At 69.0% G+C, this 19,614-nt stretch carries 18 protein-coding genes; 3 read left to right on the top strand and 15 right to left on the bottom strand.

The features are described 5' to 3' along the window. Window positions 1-4: 4 nt before the first annotated feature. Entirely contained in the window at window positions 5-1,888 is a 1,884-nt protein-coding gene (locus tag K8640_RS04060) for a DUF4388 domain-containing protein (RefSeq protein WP_223745839.1), read from the bottom strand. A gap of 61 nt (window positions 1,889-1,949) precedes the next feature. Between K8640_RS04060 and lpxB the strand changes: the two genes are divergently transcribed. From lpxB to K8640_RS04045, 3 genes are read left to right on the top strand one after another with little or no spacing between them, the layout of a single operon-like run. Then, window positions 1,950-3,101 carry a lipid-A-disaccharide synthase gene (gene lpxB, locus K8640_RS04055; RefSeq protein WP_223745838.1) on the top strand — a complete coding sequence of 384 codons (1,152 nt, stop codon included), beginning with the start codon at window positions 1,950-1,952 and terminating at the stop codon, window positions 3,099-3,101. Between the two features lie 17 nt (window positions 3,102-3,118). Beyond that, window positions 3,119-3,823, top strand: coding sequence for a polyprenol monophosphomannose synthase (locus K8640_RS04050; RefSeq protein WP_046714810.1), 705 nt, complete (start codon window positions 3,119-3,121; stop codon window positions 3,821-3,823). Window positions 3,824-3,842: 19 nt separating this feature from the next. After that, window positions 3,843-4,475 (top strand): MarC family protein, encoded by a 633-nt coding sequence (locus tag K8640_RS04045; RefSeq protein ID WP_141331721.1) that lies wholly within the window; start codon window positions 3,843-3,845, stop codon window positions 4,473-4,475. Between the two features lies 1 nt (window position 4,476). Here the strand turns inward: K8640_RS04045 and K8640_RS04040 are convergent, their stop codons facing one another. The 14 genes from K8640_RS04040 to prfB all read right to left on the bottom strand — a co-directional run bounded on the left by K8640_RS04040 (window position 4,477) and on the right by prfB (window position 19,555). After that, entirely contained in the window at window positions 4,477-4,935 is a 459-nt protein-coding gene (locus K8640_RS04040) for a hypothetical protein (RefSeq protein WP_046714811.1), read from the bottom strand. A gap of 33 nt (window positions 4,936-4,968) precedes the next feature. Then, a complete protein-coding gene (locus K8640_RS04035) occupies window positions 4,969-5,994 on the bottom strand; it encodes an OmpA family protein (RefSeq protein ID WP_223745837.1) in 1,026 nt (341 codons plus the stop codon). 238 nt (window positions 5,995-6,232) lie between these two features. Beyond that, the gene (locus K8640_RS04030) at window positions 6,233-7,054 is read right to left on the bottom strand and encodes an LpxI family protein (protein WP_223745836.1); all 822 of its coding nucleotides are present in this window, start codon (window positions 7,052-7,054) and stop codon (window positions 6,233-6,235) included. Window positions 7,055-7,063: 9 nt separating this feature from the next. Beyond that, window positions 7,064-7,840: an acyl-ACP--UDP-N-acetylglucosamine O-acyltransferase gene (lpxA, locus tag K8640_RS04025; protein ID WP_046714813.1), complete on the bottom strand. Its 777-nt coding sequence runs from the start codon at window positions 7,838-7,840 to the stop codon at window positions 7,064-7,066. Window positions 7,841-7,869: 29 nt separating this feature from the next. Next, window positions 7,870-8,337 (bottom strand): 3-hydroxyacyl-ACP dehydratase FabZ, encoded by a 468-nt coding sequence (fabZ, locus tag K8640_RS04020; RefSeq protein WP_046714814.1) that lies wholly within the window; start codon window positions 8,335-8,337, stop codon window positions 7,870-7,872. Continuing rightward, window positions 8,337-9,401: a UDP-3-O-(3-hydroxymyristoyl)glucosamine N-acyltransferase gene (lpxD, locus tag K8640_RS04015; protein WP_223745835.1), complete on the bottom strand. Its 1,065-nt coding sequence runs from the start codon at window positions 9,399-9,401 to the stop codon at window positions 8,337-8,339. The genes fabZ and lpxD overlap by 1 nt, the downstream gene beginning before the upstream one ends. A 12-nt stretch (window positions 9,402-9,413) precedes the next feature. Further along, window positions 9,414-9,971 carry an OmpH family outer membrane protein gene (locus K8640_RS04010; protein ID WP_223745834.1) on the bottom strand — a complete coding sequence of 186 codons (558 nt, stop codon included), beginning with the start codon at window positions 9,969-9,971 and terminating at the stop codon, window positions 9,414-9,416. A 103-nt stretch (window positions 9,972-10,074) separates the two neighbouring features. Continuing rightward, entirely contained in the window at window positions 10,075-12,315 is a 2,241-nt protein-coding gene (gene bamA / locus K8640_RS04005) for an outer membrane protein assembly factor BamA (RefSeq protein WP_223745833.1), read from the bottom strand. A gap of 295 nt (window positions 12,316-12,610) precedes the next feature. After that, on the bottom strand, window positions 12,611-13,285 hold the full coding sequence (locus K8640_RS04000; protein WP_046714818.1) for an ABC transporter ATP-binding protein: 675 nt from the start codon (window positions 13,283-13,285) through the stop codon (window positions 12,611-12,613). A gap of 2 nt (window positions 13,286-13,287) precedes the next feature. Beyond that, window positions 13,288-15,687: an ABC transporter permease gene (locus K8640_RS03995; protein ID WP_223745832.1), complete on the bottom strand. Its 2,400-nt coding sequence runs from the start codon at window positions 15,685-15,687 to the stop codon at window positions 13,288-13,290. Between the two features lie 12 nt (window positions 15,688-15,699). After that, window positions 15,700-17,229: a lysine--tRNA ligase gene (lysS, locus tag K8640_RS03990; RefSeq protein ID WP_223745831.1), complete on the bottom strand. Its 1,530-nt coding sequence runs from the start codon at window positions 17,227-17,229 to the stop codon at window positions 15,700-15,702. A gap of 73 nt (window positions 17,230-17,302) precedes the next feature. Next, window positions 17,303-17,686 carry an anti-sigma factor gene (locus K8640_RS03985; protein ID WP_141330615.1) on the bottom strand — a complete coding sequence of 128 codons (384 nt, stop codon included), beginning with the start codon at window positions 17,684-17,686 and terminating at the stop codon, window positions 17,303-17,305. Continuing rightward, window positions 17,683-18,309 (bottom strand): RNA polymerase sigma factor, encoded by a 627-nt coding sequence (locus tag K8640_RS03980; protein ID WP_223745830.1) that lies wholly within the window; start codon window positions 18,307-18,309, stop codon window positions 17,683-17,685. The genes K8640_RS03985 and K8640_RS03980 overlap by 4 nt, the downstream gene beginning before the upstream one ends. A gap of 123 nt (window positions 18,310-18,432) precedes the next feature. Continuing rightward, window positions 18,433-19,555, bottom strand: a protein-coding gene (gene prfB, locus K8640_RS03975; protein WP_223745829.1) for a peptide chain release factor 2 whose coding sequence is annotated in 2 segments (ribosomal slippage) — window positions 18,433-19,485 and window positions 19,487-19,555 — 1,122 coding nt in all. Because the reading frame shifts where the segments join, the coding sequence is not laid out codon by codon here. Window positions 19,556-19,614: the final 59 nt, after the last annotated feature.

The following is a 19,614-nucleotide window of genomic DNA, read 5'->3' as shown; positions in this document are numbered from 1 at the left end:
CTGCCTACCGTCCCACCTTGCGCAACGCCGCCTTGGCCAGCTGCGAGTACGGGTTGTACTCCAGCACCTTCAGCAGCTTCTTCCGCGCCAGCGGCGCGTCCCCCAAATCCGTGTCGATGATGGCCGCAATGATGTGCAGCCGCTCCACGTACGGCCCCAGGGACAACGCCTTCTTCAACACCTTCTGCGCCTTCTGCGCACGCTGAACCAACGGACCGCCCGCTCCCTGGTACGTCGCCCAGGCGAGGAAGGAGTAGTACTCCGGCTCGCGAGGGTTGAGCGTCACCGCCTCCTCGAACGCGTGCATCGCCGACAGGAAGTCCCGCCGCTTCAGCGCGGACTCGCCCCGGCGCAACGCAATCTCGGCGTCCACCACCACCGCCGTGTTGCGCCCCACGTCCAGCTTGCTGAAGAGGTACTGGAGGTACGCCTTGCGCTTCTCCTCCACGCTCAACACCCGGTAGGACGCCGACAGCTTCTCCTGCACCGAGTCCAGCAGGTCCTTCAGGTCCGAGATGTCGTACTCGGCATACGTGTCCGGGTGAAAACGCATCGCCGTCTCGTGGTACGCGCGCTCCACCGCCTCCGCGTCCGCCGCGATGTCCAACCCCAGGCTGCCGAAGTAGCTGCGGGTGATGATGCGCACCGCCTCCTCGCGCAGCGACGCCGCCGTCTCCACCGGCAACGACTTGCGCTTGCGCGGGCCAATCCGGTCCGGCACCACCGCCGCCGACAGCACGTCCGCCCCCGTCGCCACCGGCGTCGGAGAGAACGTCACGCCCCCCGTCAGCTTCAGGAACCACAACAGCGAATACGCCGCGCTCAGCTCCCCGCGGCCATGCGCGAGCAGCTCCTTGAGCACGATGCGGCCATTGACCTGCATGGCGATCTTGATGTCATCCGTGTCCAGCGCCATCGCCTGCAGGTCGCGGCCGAACTCGGGCGAGCGCACCGGGTACTCCCCCAGGTTCGCCTTCAGCGACGCGGCCATCACCTTCAGCGGGAAGGTGCGCCGCGCGCCCTCCAGAATCTGCGCCAGCGGCGGCAGGTCCACCGACGCCACCTCCGCGGTGAACTCGTCGCCGGAGTAGAAGGCGTACCGGCCCTCGCGCATGCCCAGCACCCGCGCCAGCTTGTCGCGCGTGTAGTCCCGCAACAACTGCGACAGCTCCTCACCCACCAGCTCCACGCCCGCGTCCGCCAGCGCCGAGCCGATGCGCAGCCCCGAGCCCAGCGCCTCCACCACCTGCTCCGCCTGCGCGGGCGTGGCGAGCTTGCGCTCCACGAGGTAGCGCGGCAGCGAGTCCTCCTTCACCGTCGAGTCGAAGCTCACCGGCCCGCCGCGCAGGAAGTACACCCGCCGACTCAGCCCCCGGTGCGCCACCACCAGCACACCATCCCGCCGCAGCCGGTGGATGGAGTGCAGCAGGCCGGGCAGCGGATAGCCCTTCAGCTCGCCACTGTTCACCGCCGGACGCGACAGCGTGGACGCCAGGCCCGACAGCGGCACCGCCTGCGCCGCGCGCACGAGCGACTCCAGCCGGGGCACCAGCTCGCCGGGCTTGAGCGGGTCCGCGACGTACGCGTTCACCTTCAAGTCCAACACCGAGCCCACGCCCCGCGCCCGTCCCAGGTGCCCCTTGTCGATGGCGACGATGGGCACGCGCCCACCCTGGCTGTGCCCCCGGATGAGCTGCACCACGTGCGAGCCCTCCACGCGCGGCAGGTCCACCGACAACACCATCACATCCGGGTTGTCCGCCGCGAAGTGCTCCAGCGCCGCGATGGGGTCATTCACCGCGCGCACGGAGTACCCGGCCTGCGAGAGCAGGCCCGTCAGGTGCTCGAGCGTGGGGGGATGGCTCTCGGCGAGCAGAAGCGTCTTCAAGGGTTGGCGCAGTCTACACCTTCACCCCGGCTTGCATCAGGGTACGATGCGCCCCCCTCACATGACGCCCCCGCCCCGAATCCTCGTCGTGGCAGGCGAGGCCTCCGGCGACGCCCATGCCGCAGAGCTCGTCGCCGCCCTCCAGGCCCGCCGTCCGGACCTCACCTTCTTCGGCATGGGCGGCTCGCGCCTGGCCGCTCGGGGAGTCGAGCTGCTCTTCGACGCCCGCGAGGTGTCCGTCATGGGCATCACCGAGGTGCTCCCCCGCATCCCTCGCATCCTCCAAATCATGAAGGGCCTGGCGAACGCGGCCGCCGAGCGGCGCCCCGACGTCGCCATCCTCGTCGACATCCCGGACTTCAACCTGCGCCTGGCCGAGAAGCTCAAGGCCCAGGGCATCCCCGTCGCCTATTACATCTCGCCGATGATCTGGGCGTGGCGCCGCGGCCGGGTGCGCACCATCAAACGCCTGGTGGACCGGATGCTGTGCATCCTCCCGTTCGAGGAGGACTTCTACCGGGAAGCCGGCGTCGCCGCCCGCTACGTGGGCTGCCCCGTCGTCGAGCAGGTCCCCGCCCCCGACAGCCCCACCGCGTTCCGGGAGCGCCTGGGCCTGGCCAGGGAGGCCCCCACGCTCGCGCTCCTGCCAGGCAGCCGGATGAGCGAGATCCGCCGGCTGCTGCCGTCCATGGTGGACGCGGCCCGCCGCCTGTCCGCCGAGCGGCCCGGGCTCCAGGTCGTGGTCCCCGTGGCCCCCACCATCCCCCGCGAGGAGGTGCTGTCGCGCTTCGAGGGCAGCGGCCTGAGGCCAGTGCTGGTGGACGGGCACGCCCCGGAGGTGGTGGGCGCCAGCGACGCGGCGGTGGTCGCCTCCGGGACGGCCGTGCTGGAGGCGGGGCTGATGCAGCGCCCCCTCGTCGTCATCTACCGGGTGTCCCTCATCTCGTACTGGGTGGGCCGGCTGATGCTGAAGGTGGCCTTCGTGTCCCTGGTCAACCTGCTGGCCGGGCGGCGCGTGGTGCCGGAGCTGCTCCAGGGGGAGATGACCCCCGAGCGCATCGCCGACGAGGTCCGGAAGGTGTGGGTTCCGGGGGCCGCCCGGGACGAGATGCTCCAGGGGCTGGGCGAGGTCCGGGGGCGGCTGGGCGAGGCAGGGGCCGCCACCCGGGCGGCGGAGACCGTCATGGAGCTACTGCCCCCGCGCGCCATTTAGGGTATGTCGGCCCGGCCATGAACCCAGCGCTGGTCTGCATCCCCACCTACAACGAGCGGGAAAACATCGAGGCCATCACCCTGGCGGTGCTCAAGGCCGACCCGCGCGTCGACATCCTCATCGTCGACGACAACTCGCCGGACGGAACGGGGCACATCGCCGACCAGCTCGCCGCCAAGGAGCCCCGCGTGCGGGTGCTCCACCGCGAGAAGAAGGAGGGCCTGGGTCGCGCCTACCTCGCCGCCTTCCGCTGGGCCCTGGCGGAGGGCTACACGTACATCCTGGAGATGGACGCGGACTTCAGCCACGACCCGCGCTACCTGCCCGGGCTGATGGACGCGGCCGAGGCGGGCGCCGACCTGGTGCTCGGCAGCCGCTACGTCACGGGCGGTGGCACGGTGAACTGGGGCGTGGGCCGCCAGGTCATCAGCCGCGGCGGCAGCCTCTATGCCCGCACCATCCTGGGCGTGGGCGTGCAGGACTTGACTGGCGGCTTCAAGTGCTTCCACCGCCGGGTGCTGGAGACCCTCGACCTGGATGCCGTACACAGCACCGGGTACGCGTTCCAGATCGAGCTTACCTACCGCACGCTGAAGAACGGCTTCACCGTGCGCGAGGTCCCCATCATCTTCGAGGACCGCCGCGTGGGGCACTCGAAGATGAGCAAGAAGATTTTCGCCGAGGCGCTCACCATGGTGTGGAAGCTGCGCCTCACGGTGTAGTCGCAAAGGTCGTGCGGTGATGAAGGACTACCTGACGCAATTCCTCGTCGCCCTGCCGGCGGTCTTCTTCGTGGTGGACCCCATCGGCGTGGTGCCGCTGTTCCTGGCCATGACGGCCGGGGACACGAAGGAGAAGATACGCCGCACGGCGATGCGCGCGTGTCTGGTGGCGTGCGGGCTGATGACCTTCTTCGCCCTGTTCGGCACCATCATCTTCAAGGTGTTCGGCGTGTCGCTGGGGGCCTTCCGCGTGGCGGGCGGAATCCTCCTGCTCATCACCGCGCTGGACATGCTGCGCGCGCGTCCGTCCGAGACACGCACCACCCCCACCGAGGAGCAGGAGGGCGTGGTGAAGGAGGACGTGGCCATCGTCCCCCTCGCCATCCCGCTGTTGTCGGGGCCCGGAGCCATCGCCACCGCCATGGTGCTGATGGCTCGCGGCAACTCCAACTCGATGGCCTCCACCCTTCCGGTGCTGGCGGCCATCCTCCTGACGTTCGTCTTCAGCTACTTCATCCTGCGCGCCTCCGGGCTCGTACAGCGGGTGCTGCGCCAGTCCGGCGTCGCCATCGTCGAGCGTGTCATGGGGCTCATCCTGGCCGCCATCGCCGTGCAGTTCATCGCGGACGGCGCCAAGGAATTGCTGAAGTAACCTAGTTGCCGACGACCCAGGTGGGGCCCGCGCGGCGCAGCGTGCCCTGGGGCTTGCCCTCCAGGGTGAGCTCGTCCGGGCCCGCGCGGCGCGCGTCGTACGCGTAGCCCTCGCGAATCTCCTGGAGGTAGACGACGACGGCGTCCAGCACGCTGTCCTGCACCACCTTGAAGGTGGAGTCGCCGCAGCGGGGCTCATCGCCTTCAAAGAAGCGCTCCAGCATGGACTGCTCCGGGCGGCGCACGTACACGCGCACCGGCGTGGGCTCGTGACGGCCCTGGGCGGCGATCTCCTCCACCACTCGTGACGGTGTCGGTTCCTTCAACACGGATTGAACCAGGCTGCACTTGTCCGCCTCCACCTCCCGCCGCACGGCAAGCGGCGCCTGATGCGCGCAGCCCGCCCCCACCAGGAGCGCCATCCCCACCACGCCCCAGGTCCACCGTTGGAATCGGTCCATCCGCTGCTACCTCCTCGTCACTGCGTCCGTCCGCTACAGCTTCCTCCACCGCGGCGAGAAGGGAGCGCCGGCGAGCACCGGGTCCTCCACCGCGATGATGTATTCCGCCCGGCGGTTGGCAGCCTCCGCCGTCTCGTCCGGAGTCCGCACCGCGGGGGACTCCTCGCCAAAACCCTCGTAGAAGATGGGGACCTTCAGCCCTCGCTGACGGAAGGCGGCGGCGATGCTGCGCGCGCGCTTGAGCGACAGCTCGCGGTTGTCCGCCGTGGCGCCCACGGTGTCCGTGTGGCCCAGCACGTACAGACGAACCGCCGCGAAGCGGCCGTATTTCGCCAGCGCCTCCGCAATCAACGCATGGCTCCTGTCCAGCTTGCCTCGCTCGCCGGCGGGAATGTCCGCGCGCCCCGAGGCGAAGCCCACCTCTTCATGGGGAATGTCCACGCGCCACGGGAAGAGGTCCACACCCGTGTAGAAGTCCGATGTGTCGAAGGCTCGGAGGGAAATCTTCATCACCTTCCCCTCGGCGGCCGGCCAGCTCAATGACAGCGGCGTGCCCGCCTTCTCGCCCTTGAAGGCCACCTCCCCCTCGAAGGCCTTCTTCCCCGTGTCCATCAGCACGGTGAGCTCCACGCGGCCCGCGGGACGCGAGAGCTGGAAGCGCAGCGTGCGCCCCGGCACGTCCACGTCCTCCGGGCGCACGTCCAGGCGCAGCGGCCCGTTGAGCTCCGTGTCGAAGGACAACGGCAGGCTGCCCGACTCGGCGTTGGCGAAGCGCACCACCAGCTCGCCCTCGTAGTGGAAGCGGCCCTCGGGCTGCTCCAGCTCGATACGCCGGGTCATGCCTGGCTTCCCGCCGCCCTTCACGTCGACCACCTTCCCGTCGTCGCGTTTGAGCTTCACCTCGAAGCCCGCGATGGGCTCCTCGATGTGCACGAGCAATGCCGGGAGCTTCTCGCCCACCGCGGCCCGGCCCTCCAGGGACACGCGGATGGCGTCGGCGAACGCGGGCAGGGGTGTCGAGGCGACAAGACTGAGCAATAGAACCAGGCGGGCATTCATGGCGCGGCGTCGACTCCGGCGTCGCGGGTCGCCGTGCAACAGCGACCCGGATGGGTGGATTCCTCCGCGCCAGGGTAGGACGGTGTCCCCCGCGTGGAAATGCTTCGCGAGCGTGGAAACGCCTCGCGAGCCAGACGCGAGAAGCGCGCCGACATTCATTCCCGCGCGCCACACCCCTCAGGGCAGCCGGGGGGACGGCCACCAGGCCCTCTCCTGCCCGGGCGCGAGAAGGGGGCCGCTACCGCACGCCGACGAGCGTGATTCCCGCCGCGCGCGCGTTGGCGAAGAGCTCCGGCGCGTCCAGCAGCACCGTGCGCCCGGCCTCCAGCGCCAGCACCCGGGCGCCCACTTCCTTCATGACCTCCAGCGTGCGGGGCCCCGCGGCGGGCAGGTCGAAGCGCAGGTCCTGCTGCGGCTTGCAGCGCTTGACGACCACCGCGCCCGCGCCGCCCAGCTTGCCGCCCCGGCGGATGGCCTCGTCGGTGCCCTCCACGGCCTCGAGCGCCAGCACGTGGCCCTGGTGCACCACCACCGTCTGGCCCACGTCCGCCTGCCCCAGCAACGCCGCCACCTCGCGCCCCAGCGCCACGTCCTGCTGCTGCGTGGAGCTCAGCTCGGGGCCGGCCAGGTGCCCCTCGGGGCACAGCACCTCCCCGAGGAAGTCCGTGGGGGCGATGATGGTGATGCCGCGCGACTCGAAGTCCGCGGCCACCGCGCGCAGCAGCGCATCATCCCGGAAGCTGCGCAGCCGGGAGATGATGCGCACCGCGCCCAGGTCCGGCCGGGCCTCGGACAGGGCCTTCACCCGGCCGATGCCGCCCGCCATGGCCGCCTGCTTCACGCCCGCGGCGACGAAGGCCTTCTGGATGCGGTTGACCTGCCCCACCCGCACCCAGGTGAGCGAGCCCACCTCCGAGGCCAGGGCCGGGTTCGTCTCGCCCTTGTGGGCCACGGCCACCACCTCCAGCCCCCGGGCCCGCGCGGCGCGCGCGAACAAGAGGGGAAGCTGACCGTTGCCCGCGATGAGGCCGATGCGACCGTCCGGAGGTGCGTGCTCCATGTCCACAGCCTAGCGCGTCAGGCCGCGCTTGCTCTGGGAGATGAAGGACACCAGGTGGTCCACTTCCGGGTGGCCGCCCAGCTCCGTGCGCAGCCGCCCCAGCGCCTCCTGCAGCCCCAGCTTGGAGCGGAACAGGATGCGGTGGGCCTCCTTGATGCGTTCAATCTGGTCCTTGGTGAACCCGCCGCGCTCCAGACCCACGGTGTTGAGCCCCACCAGCTCCGCCCGGTCTCCCTGCGCCGTGGCGTACGGGGGGATGTCCATGGTGACCATGGCCCCGCCGGAGATGAAGGCGAAGCGGCCCAGGCGGGTGAACTGATGCACCGCCGCCAGGCCGCTGATGATGACGTGGTCCTCCATCGTCACGTGGCCCGCGAGCGCGGACCCGTTGCCGATGCGGCACCCGTCGCCGACGACGCAGTCGTGGGCGACATGGCTGTTGGCCATGAAGAGGTTGCCGTTGCCGACGCGCGTGGCGCCGCCGCCGCCCGCCGTGCCCTTGTGCAGGGTGACGAACTCGCGAATCTGGTTGTCGTCGCCGAGCGTGAGCTCGGTGTCCTCACCCGCGTACTTGAGGTCCTGCGGGTCCGCCCCCACCGAGGCGAACTGGAAGATGCGGTTGCGCGCGCCGAGCGTCGTGCGGCCCTCGATGACGACGTGAGGGCCCACGTGGGAGCCCTCGCCAATCGTCACCTGCGGTCCGATGACCGAGTAGGGTCCAACGTGGACCGACTCGTGCAGACGCGCATCGGGGTGAACCACCGCGGTGGGATGAACCTGAGCCATGTCGTCTCCTCTACCTCGCGGGCCCGCGGTCAGGACGCCGCGCCCTCTTCCGCCGTCGCGCCCTTGTCCTTGTCCACCACCGTGGCCAGGAACTCGCCTTCGGCGACCTTCACGCCATCCACCGTCGCCGTGCCCTTCGTCTTCCACACGGCGCCCTTGTGGCGCAGCACTTCGATTCCCAGCTGCAGCCTGTCTCCGGGCACCACCGGCTTGCGGAAGCGCGCCCCGTCAACCCCCATCAGGTAGGTCACCTTCTGGCTCGGGTCCATGTTCTCGCTCTTGTACGCGAGGATGGCCGAGGCCTGGGCGAGCGCCTCCAGGATGAGCACGCCGGGCATCACCGGGTGGCCGGGGAAGTGGCCGTTGAAGAAGGGCTCGTTGATGGTGACGTTCTTGTAGGCGGTGATGCGCTGGCCGGGAACAATCTCCACCACCCGGTCGATGAGGAGGAACGGGTACCGGTGCGGCAGCAGGTTCTGGATTTCGCCGATGTCCATCACGGGCCCTTCTCCTTCTCGAGCTGCTCCACCCTTTTGCGCAGGGCGCGCATTTCCTTGAGCAGGTCCGCCACCTGCCCCGAGGCCGCGCTGGCCCGGAGCCACTCACGGTGGGGGATGGCCGGGCTGCCGCTCACGATCTGTCCGTCCGGGACGTCATGGGCCACGCCGGACTGGGCGCCGACCTTGGCGAGGTCACCCACGCGGATGTGGCCCACCACGCCCACCTGGCCCGCGAGCACCACGCCGGTGCCCACCTCGGCCGAGCCGGACACGCCCGCCTGCGCGCAGATGAGCGCCAGCGGCCCCACGCGGACGTTGTGGGCGATCTGCACCAGGTTGTCGAGCTTGGTGCCGCGCCCCACCACCGTCTCGCCCACCGTCGCGCGATCGATGCAGGTGCACGCGCCCACCTCGACGTCGTCCTCGATGCGGACGATGCCGACCTGGGGAATCTTGAAGTGCTGGGGCCCGTCTTCCCCTTCCGGGTCGAAGGCGAAGCCGAAGCCGTCCGCGCCCACCACGCTGCCGGCGTGGAGGATGACGCGCGAGCCCACCACACAGCGCTCGCGCACCGTGACGTTGGGGTGCAGCACGCTGTCCTCGCCGACGGAGGCGTGCTCGCCCACGTAGGCGCCGGGATACAGCACCGAGCGCGCGCCCACCTTCGCGCCCGCCTCCACCGTCGCGCCGGCGAGCACGCTGGCCTCCGGGTGCACGGTGGCCTCCGGGTGCACCCACGCGCCCGGGCGGATGCCGGGGGCGGGACGCACGTCGGGGTGGAACACGCGCAAGAGCCGCGCGTAGGCCAGGTGCGGATTGGACACGCGCACCAGCGCCACGCCCTCGCGGGCCGGCTCGCTGGTGCCCACCAGCACGGCCGAGGCGCGGGAGGCCTCGAACTGGCGGCGGTAGCGCGTGTTTCCGTAGAAGGACACGTCTCCCGGGCCGGCTTCCTCGAGCCCGTTGAGTCCGTGGATGAGCTGCTCAGGGTCGCCGAGAAGCTCGCCACCGACGAGGGCGGCGAGCTCCCCGAGCCGTCGGGGTGCGGGAGAGGTCTTCACGGGAGCGCGGGGCTACTTCGTCGGGGCGTCCTTGGCCGCCGTCGTCTTCTTGCCGGAGCCGTTGTAGGCCCGGATGACCTCGTTGGAGATGTCGTACTGGGCCTTCGCGAAGACGATGCCCGAGTCCCGCTTGTCCAGGACCATGCCCAGGTCATCGCGCTGCGCGATGGAGGCCACCACCTGGTCGATCTTGTTGATGATGGGCTCCATCTCCTGGCGCTCCTTGTTGGCCGCCTCGCCCCGGCTCTTCTCCCACTTCTGGGCGAGCACCATCACCTTCTTCTGCAGCTCGCCCTCCTTCTGGGCGCGCACCTCGGCCGTCATCGCGCTCGCCTGCTTGTCGAGCGTCTCCTTCTCGGCACGCAGGGCGGTCTGCTCCTTGTCGATCTCCTTCTGCTTGTCATCCAACCACTTCTGGAGACGGGCCTTGGCGGCCTTGCCGTCATCCACCTCGAGCAGGACGCGCTGGAGGTCCACGTAGGCGACCTTCAGTTCGGCGGCCGAGGCGGCCACCGGCAGGGCAAGCGACAGGACGGCGGCCAAGGCCGCGACAGTGGTGCGAAGCGACATGTTCAACAGCTCCTCAGGGAAGGGTACAGGGTCCGACGTCAGACGCCCGGGCTTGTTCAACCCTTCCCGCCAGGGCGGGGCCGGGACGACAGGCGACGGCTTATCAGAAGAAGTTGCCGATAGTGAACTCGAACAGAATCCGGTCGTCCTCCGGCCGCCTGGTGAGCGGGATGCCCCACTCGAAGCGCAGCGGGCCGATGGGGCTGAACCACCGGAACCCGAAGCCCGCCGAGTGGAAGAGGCCGAGCGGCAGGTCGTTCTGTCGGTCCTGGAAGAAGCGCTCGCTCGACGCGAAGGCGTTGCCGGCGTCGTAGAAGAGCACACCCCTCAGGCCGGCCTTCTCGAAGATGGGGAACTCCAGCTCGAAGTTGAAGACGAGCTGCTTGTTGCCGCCGACGAGGAAGTCCGTGACGGTGGCGTCCGGACTGCCGGAGCGGGGCACCTTCACCGAGGGGCTGATGCTGCGCAGGTAGTAGCCGCGGACGCTGTTGATGCCACCCACGTAGTACAGCTCGGAGATGGGCAGCGGCTTGTTCGAGTCGAGCTGCTGGATGTAGCCGATGGTGGCGTTCGTCTTGAAGACGAAGCCCAGCGGCATGGGGAAGTACAGGCGCGAGTACGCGGTGTACCGGTTGAAGAGGAACGTGCCGCCCAGGAAGTCCGGGGCCAGTTCCACCGAGCCGAAGTGGATGAAGCCGCGCGAGGGGAACAGGCGGTTGTCGCGGCGGTCGAACGAGAGCGACAGGCGCGCCGCGCTGGTGGTGCCGGACAGGAACTGGTTGGCCAGCAGCACCGCGCCCAGGTTGGAGCCCGCCTCCACGTTCACCCATTCCCGGGTGTAGCCGATGGTGCCCAGCAGGTCGTCGATGAACTGGTAGCCGATGGAGACGGTGCCGCCGGTGGAGTTGCGGATGAAGCCGTCGTAGTCGGCCTGGACGCGGAAGAACTCCGCGGACAGGAGGTAGTTCGTGTCCAGGAAGTACGGGTCGTAGAACGACAGCTGCACCAGCGAGCGCAGGCCGGAGATCTGCGCGGACGCGGAGACGCTCTGGCCCCAGCCCAGGAAGTTGTTCTGGGCGATCTGCGCCGTGAAGATGAAGTTCTCCACGTTGGAGAAGCCCAGGCCCACCTGGAAGGTGCCGGTGGCCTTCTCCTTCACCTCCACCTGGAGGACGATGGTGTCGTCGGTGCTGCCGGCGCTCTGGGTGATCTCCACCGTCTCGAAGAAGCCCAGCGCGGTGACGCGGTCCTTGCTGCGGCGCACGCCGGTGCCACTGTACAGCTCGCCCTCGTAGACGCGCAGCTCGCGGCGGATGACCTTGTCGCGCGTCTTGCTGTTGCCGACGACGTTGATGCGCTCGATGGTGACCTGGGGGCCCTTCTGCACGTCGAAGGTCAGGTCCACCGTGCGGTTGTTGGCGTTGACGCTGGTGACGGGGTTGATGTTCGCGTACGCGTAGCCCCGGTCGTAATACACGTCCGACAGGCCGACGATGTCCTGCGACAGCTGCGAGCGGTTGAAGCGCTGGCCCGGCGTCGACTTCATCAGCTGCGCCATGCGCTCCTTCGACACGTCGTCGAGCAGGTCGCCGGAGAAGTCGATCTTCCCGATGTCGTAGGCCTCACCCTCCTCGATGCGCAGGGTGATGTAGATGTAGCGCTTGTCGGCGGAGAGCTGGACGGTGGGCTTGTCGATCTTGACGTTGATGAAGCCCCGGTCGAAGTAGGCGATCTGGATGACGGCCAGGTCACGCTGGAAGGCCTCCTCGCGGTAGGTGCCCTCGCCGGTGAAGAAGGAGAAGTAGCCACCCTCGCGGGTGATCATCGTCTCCTTGAGCTCCTGGGCGGGGACCTTCTCCGCGCCGATGAAGGTGATCTGCTTCACCATCACCTTGGCGTGCTCGTTGATGATGATGATGACGTCCACGCTGCCCCCCGTCTCGGAGGGCTTGATCTGGTGGGTCACCTCGGCGAGGAAGTAGCCCTTCTCCACGTACTTGGCCTGGATCTTCTTCACCGTGCTGCGCACGGCTTCCATGTCCAGGATGGTGTTGGGCTTGGCGTCGAGCTCGTCCTTGAGGTCGTCGCGGCTGAGCTCCTCGTTGCCCTTGAGGTTCACGGCCCGGACGATGGGCCGCTCCTCCACGCGGACGACGTAGGCCACGCCCCGGGGCAGCCGCTGCACGAGCAGCTCCACGTTGGTGAAGTAGCCCAGGGCCCAGACGGCGCGGAGGTCCTCGGCGGACTTGGACGCGTCCAGCGTCTGGCCCACCCGGGTGCGCAGGGCGCGGCGGATGGCCTCGGCCTCCACGCGCTTGTTGCCCTCGACGCGAATCTCCACCACCCGGTCGGGGTCGCCGTCCTCGGGGGGAGCCTCTTCGTCGACGGGGGCGTCCGGGGGACGCGCGGGAGTCGGGGTTGCGGGCGCGGGGGAGCTCGGAACCGGGGCCTCGGAAGGCGCACCCCCGTTCACCTGCGCCTGGACGGAGCCGGGCACGAGCGACCACAGGACGACCGCTAGCAGCGGGAGCAGTGACTTGCGCGACAGAACGGGGTGCCTCAAGGGGAGACCGGCCAGGAAAAGGCGGGGCAATCTACGAGAAGGGGCCGAAGACCCTCAATCCAAAAGCGCGGAGCCATCAAGCCTCCGACACCTGCCCCCCTGCCAACCGCAGGCGGCGGGGCATGGAACGGGCCAGGGTTTCATTGTGGGTGACGACCACGGCGGTGATGCCCAGGTCCCGGTTGACGTCCCTCAGGAGCTGATGGATGCCCTCGCCCGTGGCCGGGTCCAGGTTGCCGGTCGGCTCGTCGGCGAGCAGGACGGCGGGCTTGAGCACCAGGGCGCGCGCCAGGGCCACCCGCTGGGCTTCACCACCGGACAGTTCCCCCGGCCTGTGGTCCACCCGCTGTCCCAGTCCCACCCGCTCCAGGAGCTCCCGGGCGTAGGTATAGGCGCCGGCGCGGTCCTTGCGCTGGATGAGCGCGGGCATGGCCACGTTCTCCAGGGCGGTGAACTCCGGCAGCAGGTAGTGGCTCTGGAAGACGAAGCCCATCGTCTGGTTGCGGAACTCGGCGATCTCCGCGTCGTTCATGGCGAACACGGAGCGGCCCTCGAAGAAGACCTCCCCGGCGGCGGGCGCGTCCAGGGTGCCCAGCACGTGCAGGAAGGTGCTCTTCCCCGCGCCGGAGGCCCCCACCAGCGAGACGAGCTCTCCCTTGCCGATGTCGAGCGACACCGCGCGCAGCACGTCGATGCGCTTGCCGTGCAGGAAGTAGCTCTTGAAGACGTTGCGGATGGACAACAGCGTCATGGCTACTCCGCCTTCAACCCTTCCACCGGCTCCACGCTGCTGGCCTTGAGGGCCGGGTAGATGGAGGCCAGGTACGTGACGAGCACCGCGATGACGACGGCCAGCGCGGTCTGCAGGGGCTCCACGCGCACCGGCAGCGCGGGGATGTAATAGACCTCGGGGTCCAGCTTGATGCCGACCTTCTCGATGAAGAGGCACCACGACAGGCCGGAGAACAGGCCCAACAGGCCGCCGGCGACGCCAATCTGGAGCCCCTCGGCGAGGAAGATCTTCACGATGCCGCCATCGGGGACGCCCAGCGCCTTGAGCACGGAGATCTCCTTGCGCTTCTCCAGCACGAGCATGATGACGGTGGCGACGATGAGGCCCGCGGCGACGATGATGATGATGGAGAGGATGATGCCCATCACCAGCTTCTCCAGGCGCAGCGCGGAGAAGAGGTTCTTGTTCATCTCGCCCCAGTCGCGGGCCCGGTAGGGGTAGCCGCCCAGCGCCTTCACCACCTGCCCGGCGATGCGGCGCGCGTCGTCGATGTCGAGCACCTTCAATTCGATGCCGGACGCGCCCTGGACGCCGAAGAAGTCCTGCGCTTCCTTGAGCAGGATGTAGACGAACTTGGAGTCGTACTCGTACATCCCCGAGTAGAAGATGGCCGCCACCCGGTAGGCGCGGTTCTTGGGGACGGGGCCGGACGGGGACAGCTCGGTGCCCAGCGGGGACACGACGTTGACGCGGTCCCCCACCACCACGCGCAGGGACGCGGCCAGCTCCCGGCCAATCACGATGCCGGGCAGCACCGCCGCCGCCTTCTTGGCGGGGCCGGTGCGGCGGATGATGTCGTCCTCCGCGGGCGCCTCGTCACCCTCCCCCGCCGGGGTCTCGGACTCCTCGTCGTCCCCGCCACGCGAGAGGATCTTCTCCGGCGTGTAGAGGATGTCGAGCGAGCCGCCGCCCAGGATGTTCCGGGGCAGGTCCGTCACGTCGCCCACCGTCTTCGGGTCGATGCCCTTGATGATGACGCCGTCGACGTTGCCCTCGGACGCGATCATCACCTGGTTGATGATGAACGGCGTCTGCCCCGCGATGCCCGGGACCTTGCGGATGGTCTCCATGACCTTGGGGTACTCGGGCAGGTCCCCCGCGTAGCGCGACACCACCGCGTGCGCGTTGGTGCCGAGGATCTTCTGCTGCAGGTCCGCCTCGAAGCCGCTCATCACCGACAGCACGATGATGAGCGCCATGACCCCCACGCCCACGCCGCCCACCGACAGCGCGGTCATCATCATGGTCGGCGACTGCTCGCGCAGCTTCAGCTTGTGCAGCGCCTCGGAAGCGGCCAGCGGGTCCGACAGGCCCAGCGAGCGGATGCGCGTCTTCTCCACCGCGGCCTCGGCGGCGCGGATGATGAAGTAGACGAGCAGCGGCGGGATGATGCCGAACATCAGCACCGCCAGCGTCCCCAACAGGAGCGACGGGCGGAACACCGCCACGTGGCGGCGCGCGACGAACAGCTCGAAGCCGAGCTTCAGGTCCACGCGCCCGCTGCCGGCGGCGATGAAGCCCGTGTTGATGCCGAGCACCAGCGCCAGCACCAGCCCGGTGAAGGTCAGCCAGTACGCCAGCTCCGGGCGGCCCAGCAATCCCGCGACATACGTCACCTCGCGCAGCCGGTAGCCGAGCGCGAGCTGGAGCGACGGAATCCGCTCCATCAGCGTGAGCAGGATGGGGACCGGCAGGCCCAGGTAGAGCACGCCGATGGTGGCCTCGGGCAGCGCGAGCCGCTGCGCGCGCGAAGCGCCCACGAAGCCGGAGATGAAGGCGACCAGGCCCGCGACGACCAGGGCGATGGCGAACGCCCCCGTGGGCGGGAGCGACAAGCCACCGCCGCCCGCGTCACGCGCGGAGGACAGGTCCGTGGAGGGCACGCCGCTGGAGAGCACCGTCTGGAGCAGCACCAGCACCAGCTCCGCCAGCAGGATGCCGCCGCCGTACGCCGCCAGGGTGCTCCAGTAGAAGTCCCGGTAGCGCGCCAGGCGAGGATACAGCGGGGCGCCGGCCGCGGGGCTCGGGCCTTCCGTGGGCTCGGGCGCGCGGCGGATGCCGGAGGCGATGAGCCCCCAGCCCACCAGCCAGGCGAGCGCCCCCGACCAGAGGAAGCCGGGGCTGCCCAGGGGGAGCGACTGCTTCGCGGCGGCCTGCGCCGGCAGCAGCATCACGCCGTCGACGAGCTGGGCCACCCCACCCCAACCGAAGAGCGACAGGCCCAGGGCCGAGGCCACCTCCGCCCACGCCTCGGAGGCGGAGATGGAGAGGCCGACGAGGATGAGGCCCACCAGGGCCACGAGTCCTCCGGCCCAGATGAGACTCCAGCGATGGACGGTCTGCCGTTCTGCCGAGTGCACTTGGCCTCCTGGCTACTTCGCCAGTGGCTTGAGGAGCGGAAAAAGGATGACGTCGCGGATGCTCTGCGAATCCGTGAACAGCATCGCGAGGCGATCAATCCCGATGCCCTCACCCGCCGTGGGGGGCATGCCGTGCTCCAGGGCGCGGATGTAGTCCTCGTCGTAGTCCATCGTCTCCTGCTGTCCGCGCTGCTTGGCGTCGAGCTGGGCCTGGAAGCGGCCCTTCTGGTCCAGCGGGTCGTTGAGCTCGGAGAACGCGTTGGCGATTTCCCGACCCGCCACGAACAGCTCGAACCGGTCCGCGATTTCCGGATTCTGGTCGTTGCGCCGGGCCAGCGGCGAGACGGCGGTGGGGAAATGGGTGATGAAGGTGGGATGGATCAGGGTGTGCTCGACGTGGGCCTCGAAGAGCGCGCCCACCAGCTCCCCGTGCGTCATCGTGTCCACGGCGCGGCGCTCGGCCTCGCCGCGCGTCGTCTTGAGCAGTTCGTGGCGCAGCTTGCCCTCGTCCGACATGTCCTTGTCGGACAGCGCGCTGCCCAGCGCCTCGCGGATGGCCTCCGTCATGGAGATGCGCTTCCAGCCCTTGCCGAAGTCAATCACGTGCTCGCCGTACTTCACCTTGGAGTCGCCGGTGACGGCCTTGGCCGCCTCCGAAATCATCTCCTCGCTCAGGTCCATCAGGTCCTCGTACGTGGCGTACGCCTGATAGAACTCGAGCATGGTGAACTCGGGGTTGTGCCGGGTGCTGATGCCCTCGTTGCGGAAGTTCCGGTTCACCTCGTAGACGCGCTCCAGGCCGCCCACCACCAGTCGCTTCAGGTACAGCTCCGGAGCGATGCGCATGTACAGGTCGATGTCGAGCGCGTTGTGGTGCGTGGAGAACGGCCGCGCGGCGGCGCCCGTCACCAGCGGGTGCATCATGGGCGTCTCCACCTCGATGAAGTCACGCCCGTCGAGGAAGGAGCGGATGAAGCGGACCAGCTTGTTCCTGCGCAGGAACGTCTGCTTCACGTCCGGGTTGGACACCAGGTCCAGGTAGCGCTGGCGGTAGCGACTCTCCACGTCCGTCAGGCCGTGCCACTTCTCCGGCAGCGGGCGCAGCGACTTGGTCAGCGGGGAGAACTTCGTCGCGGCCAGGGTCAGCTCGCCCGTCTTCGAGCGGAACAGCGTGCCGGTGACGGCCAGGAAGTCGCCCAGATCACACAGCTTGAACACCTCGTACGCGTCCGCCAGCGCGTCCTTCTTCATGTGGACCTGGATTTCGCCCGAGCGGTCCCGCAGCTTGATGAAGGCGGCCTTGCCGAACGAGCGCATGGCGACCAGCCGGCCCGCGACGTCGTAGGTGACGGGGGTCTGCTCGAGCGACTCCGGGGTGGAGTCCGCATGTTTGGCGAGGATGTCGGCGGCGAGGTGCTGGGGAGCGTGGCCGTTGCCGTACGGGTTGAAGCCGGCCTCGCGCCACTTCGCGGCCTTCTCCAGCCGCTGCTCGTAGATTTCCTGCTCCTTCGAACCCAGGTCGTTGTTCTGGTCTTCAGCCATCGCGCGCCCTTCCAAGAGGCGCGGCACCGTAGCCAAGGCTCCCCCGGGACGCAACGCAACACATCGGGAAGCTTCAGGGGGCGGCCATCACCAGGAAGGCGGCCACGGCGGCGGCCAGGAGCAGGGGGATGAGGATCTCCACCGGGAAGCGGTGGTTCATATGCGCCATGTGCAGGCCCTTGAGGCCGAAGCGGCGCTGGCGGCGCACGCGCGTCATCACCAGCGACGCCAGGGCCGGGGGGGCCTTCTCCTTCTGCACACCCCGCACGCGCTGCACCGTGCGCGAATAGCCCTCCCACCCGTGGCGGCACTCGTCGCAGCCGTCCAGGTGCGTGCGCACCGCCTGCGCCTGGGGGGCGGGCAGCTCGTCGTCGGCGAGCGCGAGGAACAGGGCCCTCGCCTCGCGGTGGTTCATCCGCGGGTCCACGTCCGGGAGTCTGCGATGGAATTGGCTCATGGCTCAAGCCGCCCCAGGAGATTGGCCAGCTTCTCGCGCGCGCGGTGCAGCCGGCTCTTCACGGTGCCCTCGGGCAACTCCGTGATGTCCACGATTTCGTCGTAGCTCAGCCCCTCGATGTCGCGCAGCGCCACCAGCACGCGCGCGTCGGGGTCCAGCTGGGAGATGGCCCACTGCACCCGGGCCCGCTCGCGCGCGGACTCCAGGGCGGCGTCGGGCGCGGGCGGGGCGCCCGGGCCATCCACCCACGCCTCGCTCGTCTCGTCGTACTCCTCCGAGCGGCCCCGGCCCCGGCGCTTCAGGTACTTCAGCCGGTTGATGCAGTGGTTCTTGGTGATGCGGAACAGCCAGGTGGACAGCCGCGCGTCCTCGCGGAAGCGGCGGACGTTCTGGTGCACGCTGACGAAGATCTCCTGCACCAGGTCATGCGCCTCCTCGCGGTCCCCCAGCATGCGGACGCAGAAGTCGTAGACGCGGTCCTGGTGGGTGCGCACCAGCTGCTCGAACGCATCCGAGTCCCCCTGACGCAGGCGCGCCAGCAGGGCCGCGTCCTCACGCCGGGAGTCGGACGCCTCGGCGGCCGGCCCGTCCTGTCCGATTTCGAGCACGCCGCCCGGTGACACCGGTGTCCTCCCGCGACGGCCCCTCCATCCCAGGAGGAGCCACTGCCCCAGAAGCCTACCCCTTTCCCCTGCCCCGCCGCCTTCCGACAGCGGGGCGCGGAAAAGGTTCCACCGGACCTGTGACTAATCCAACGCCGCGTTGCGGTTGGGGTTCTTCACGCCCAACAACTGCGCGGTGATGAACTCCTCCAGCTCACCGTCCAGCACCGAGTCCACGTTGCCCGTCTCCACGCCGGTGCGCAGGTCCTTCACCATGCGGTACGGCGCGAGCACGTAGGAGCGGATCTGCGAGCCGAAGGAGATGTCCTTCTTCGCGGCCTCGGCGGCGTCGCGCAGGGCCTCGCGCTTCTTCATCTCCAGCTCGTACAGGCGGCCGCGAAGAATCTTGAAGGCCATGTCCTTGTTGGCCGACTGCGAGCGCTCCGTCTGGCAGGTGATGATGATGCCCGTGGGCAGGTGGCGCAGCTGCGCGGTGGAGGACGTCTTGTTCACCTTCTGTCCACCGGCGCCTCCGCCCCGGATGAACTTCAGGTCGATGTCCTTCTCCGGGATGTCGATTTGAATGGTGTCATCGACCTCCGGGTAGACGTCCACGGACGCGAAGGCCGTCTGGCGGCGCGCGTTGGCGTCGAAGGGGGAGATGCGCACCAGCCGGTGCACGCCCACCTCGGCCTTGAGGTAGCCGTAGGCGAAGTCGCCCTCGATGCGCAGCGAGACGTTCTTGAAGCCCGCCTCCTCGCCCGGCACCTCGTCGTTGATTTCAACCTTCCAGCCCTTGGACTCGCAGTAGCGCGTGTACATGCGCAGCAGCATGGCCGCCCAGTCCATGGAGTCCGTGCCACCGGCGCCGGCGTTGATGTCCATGAAGCAGCTGCTGCGGTCCTGCTCGCCGGAGAGCATGCGCGCCAGCTCCAGCTTGGCGACCTCGCCGTCCAGCCCCTCGAGCGAGCCTTCCGCCTCGCGGGCCGTGTCCTCGTCACCGGCCTCCGCGGCCAGCTCCAGGAGCGTCTGCGCGTCATCCAGCCCGCGCATCACCTTGTCGTAGGCGCCCACACTCAGCTCCAGCGTGGACTTCTCCTTCAACATCGCCTGCGCCTTGGTGTTGTCGTCCCAGAAGTTCGGCTGCGTGCTGTCCCGCTCAATCAGCGCGATGCGGGAGCGCTTGCGGTCGAGGTCAAAGATGCCCCCGGAGCGCCAACACGCGCTCCCTGAGGCCGTTGATCTTCTCCATCGAATCGTTCGCCATGGTGTGTCGTTCCTCGTCTTCGGACGCGTGCGGCGACGCTCGCCGACCGCCCGGGTGAA

Source organism: Myxococcus sp. XM-1-1-1 (assembly GCF_020037095.1).
In the GTDB taxonomy this organism is placed as follows: domain Bacteria; phylum Myxococcota; class Myxococcia; order Myxococcales; family Myxococcaceae; genus Myxococcus; species Myxococcus fulvus.
The sequence above is the reverse complement of the archived record's forward strand: the minus strand, read 5'-3'. Positions and strand labels throughout refer to the sequence as shown.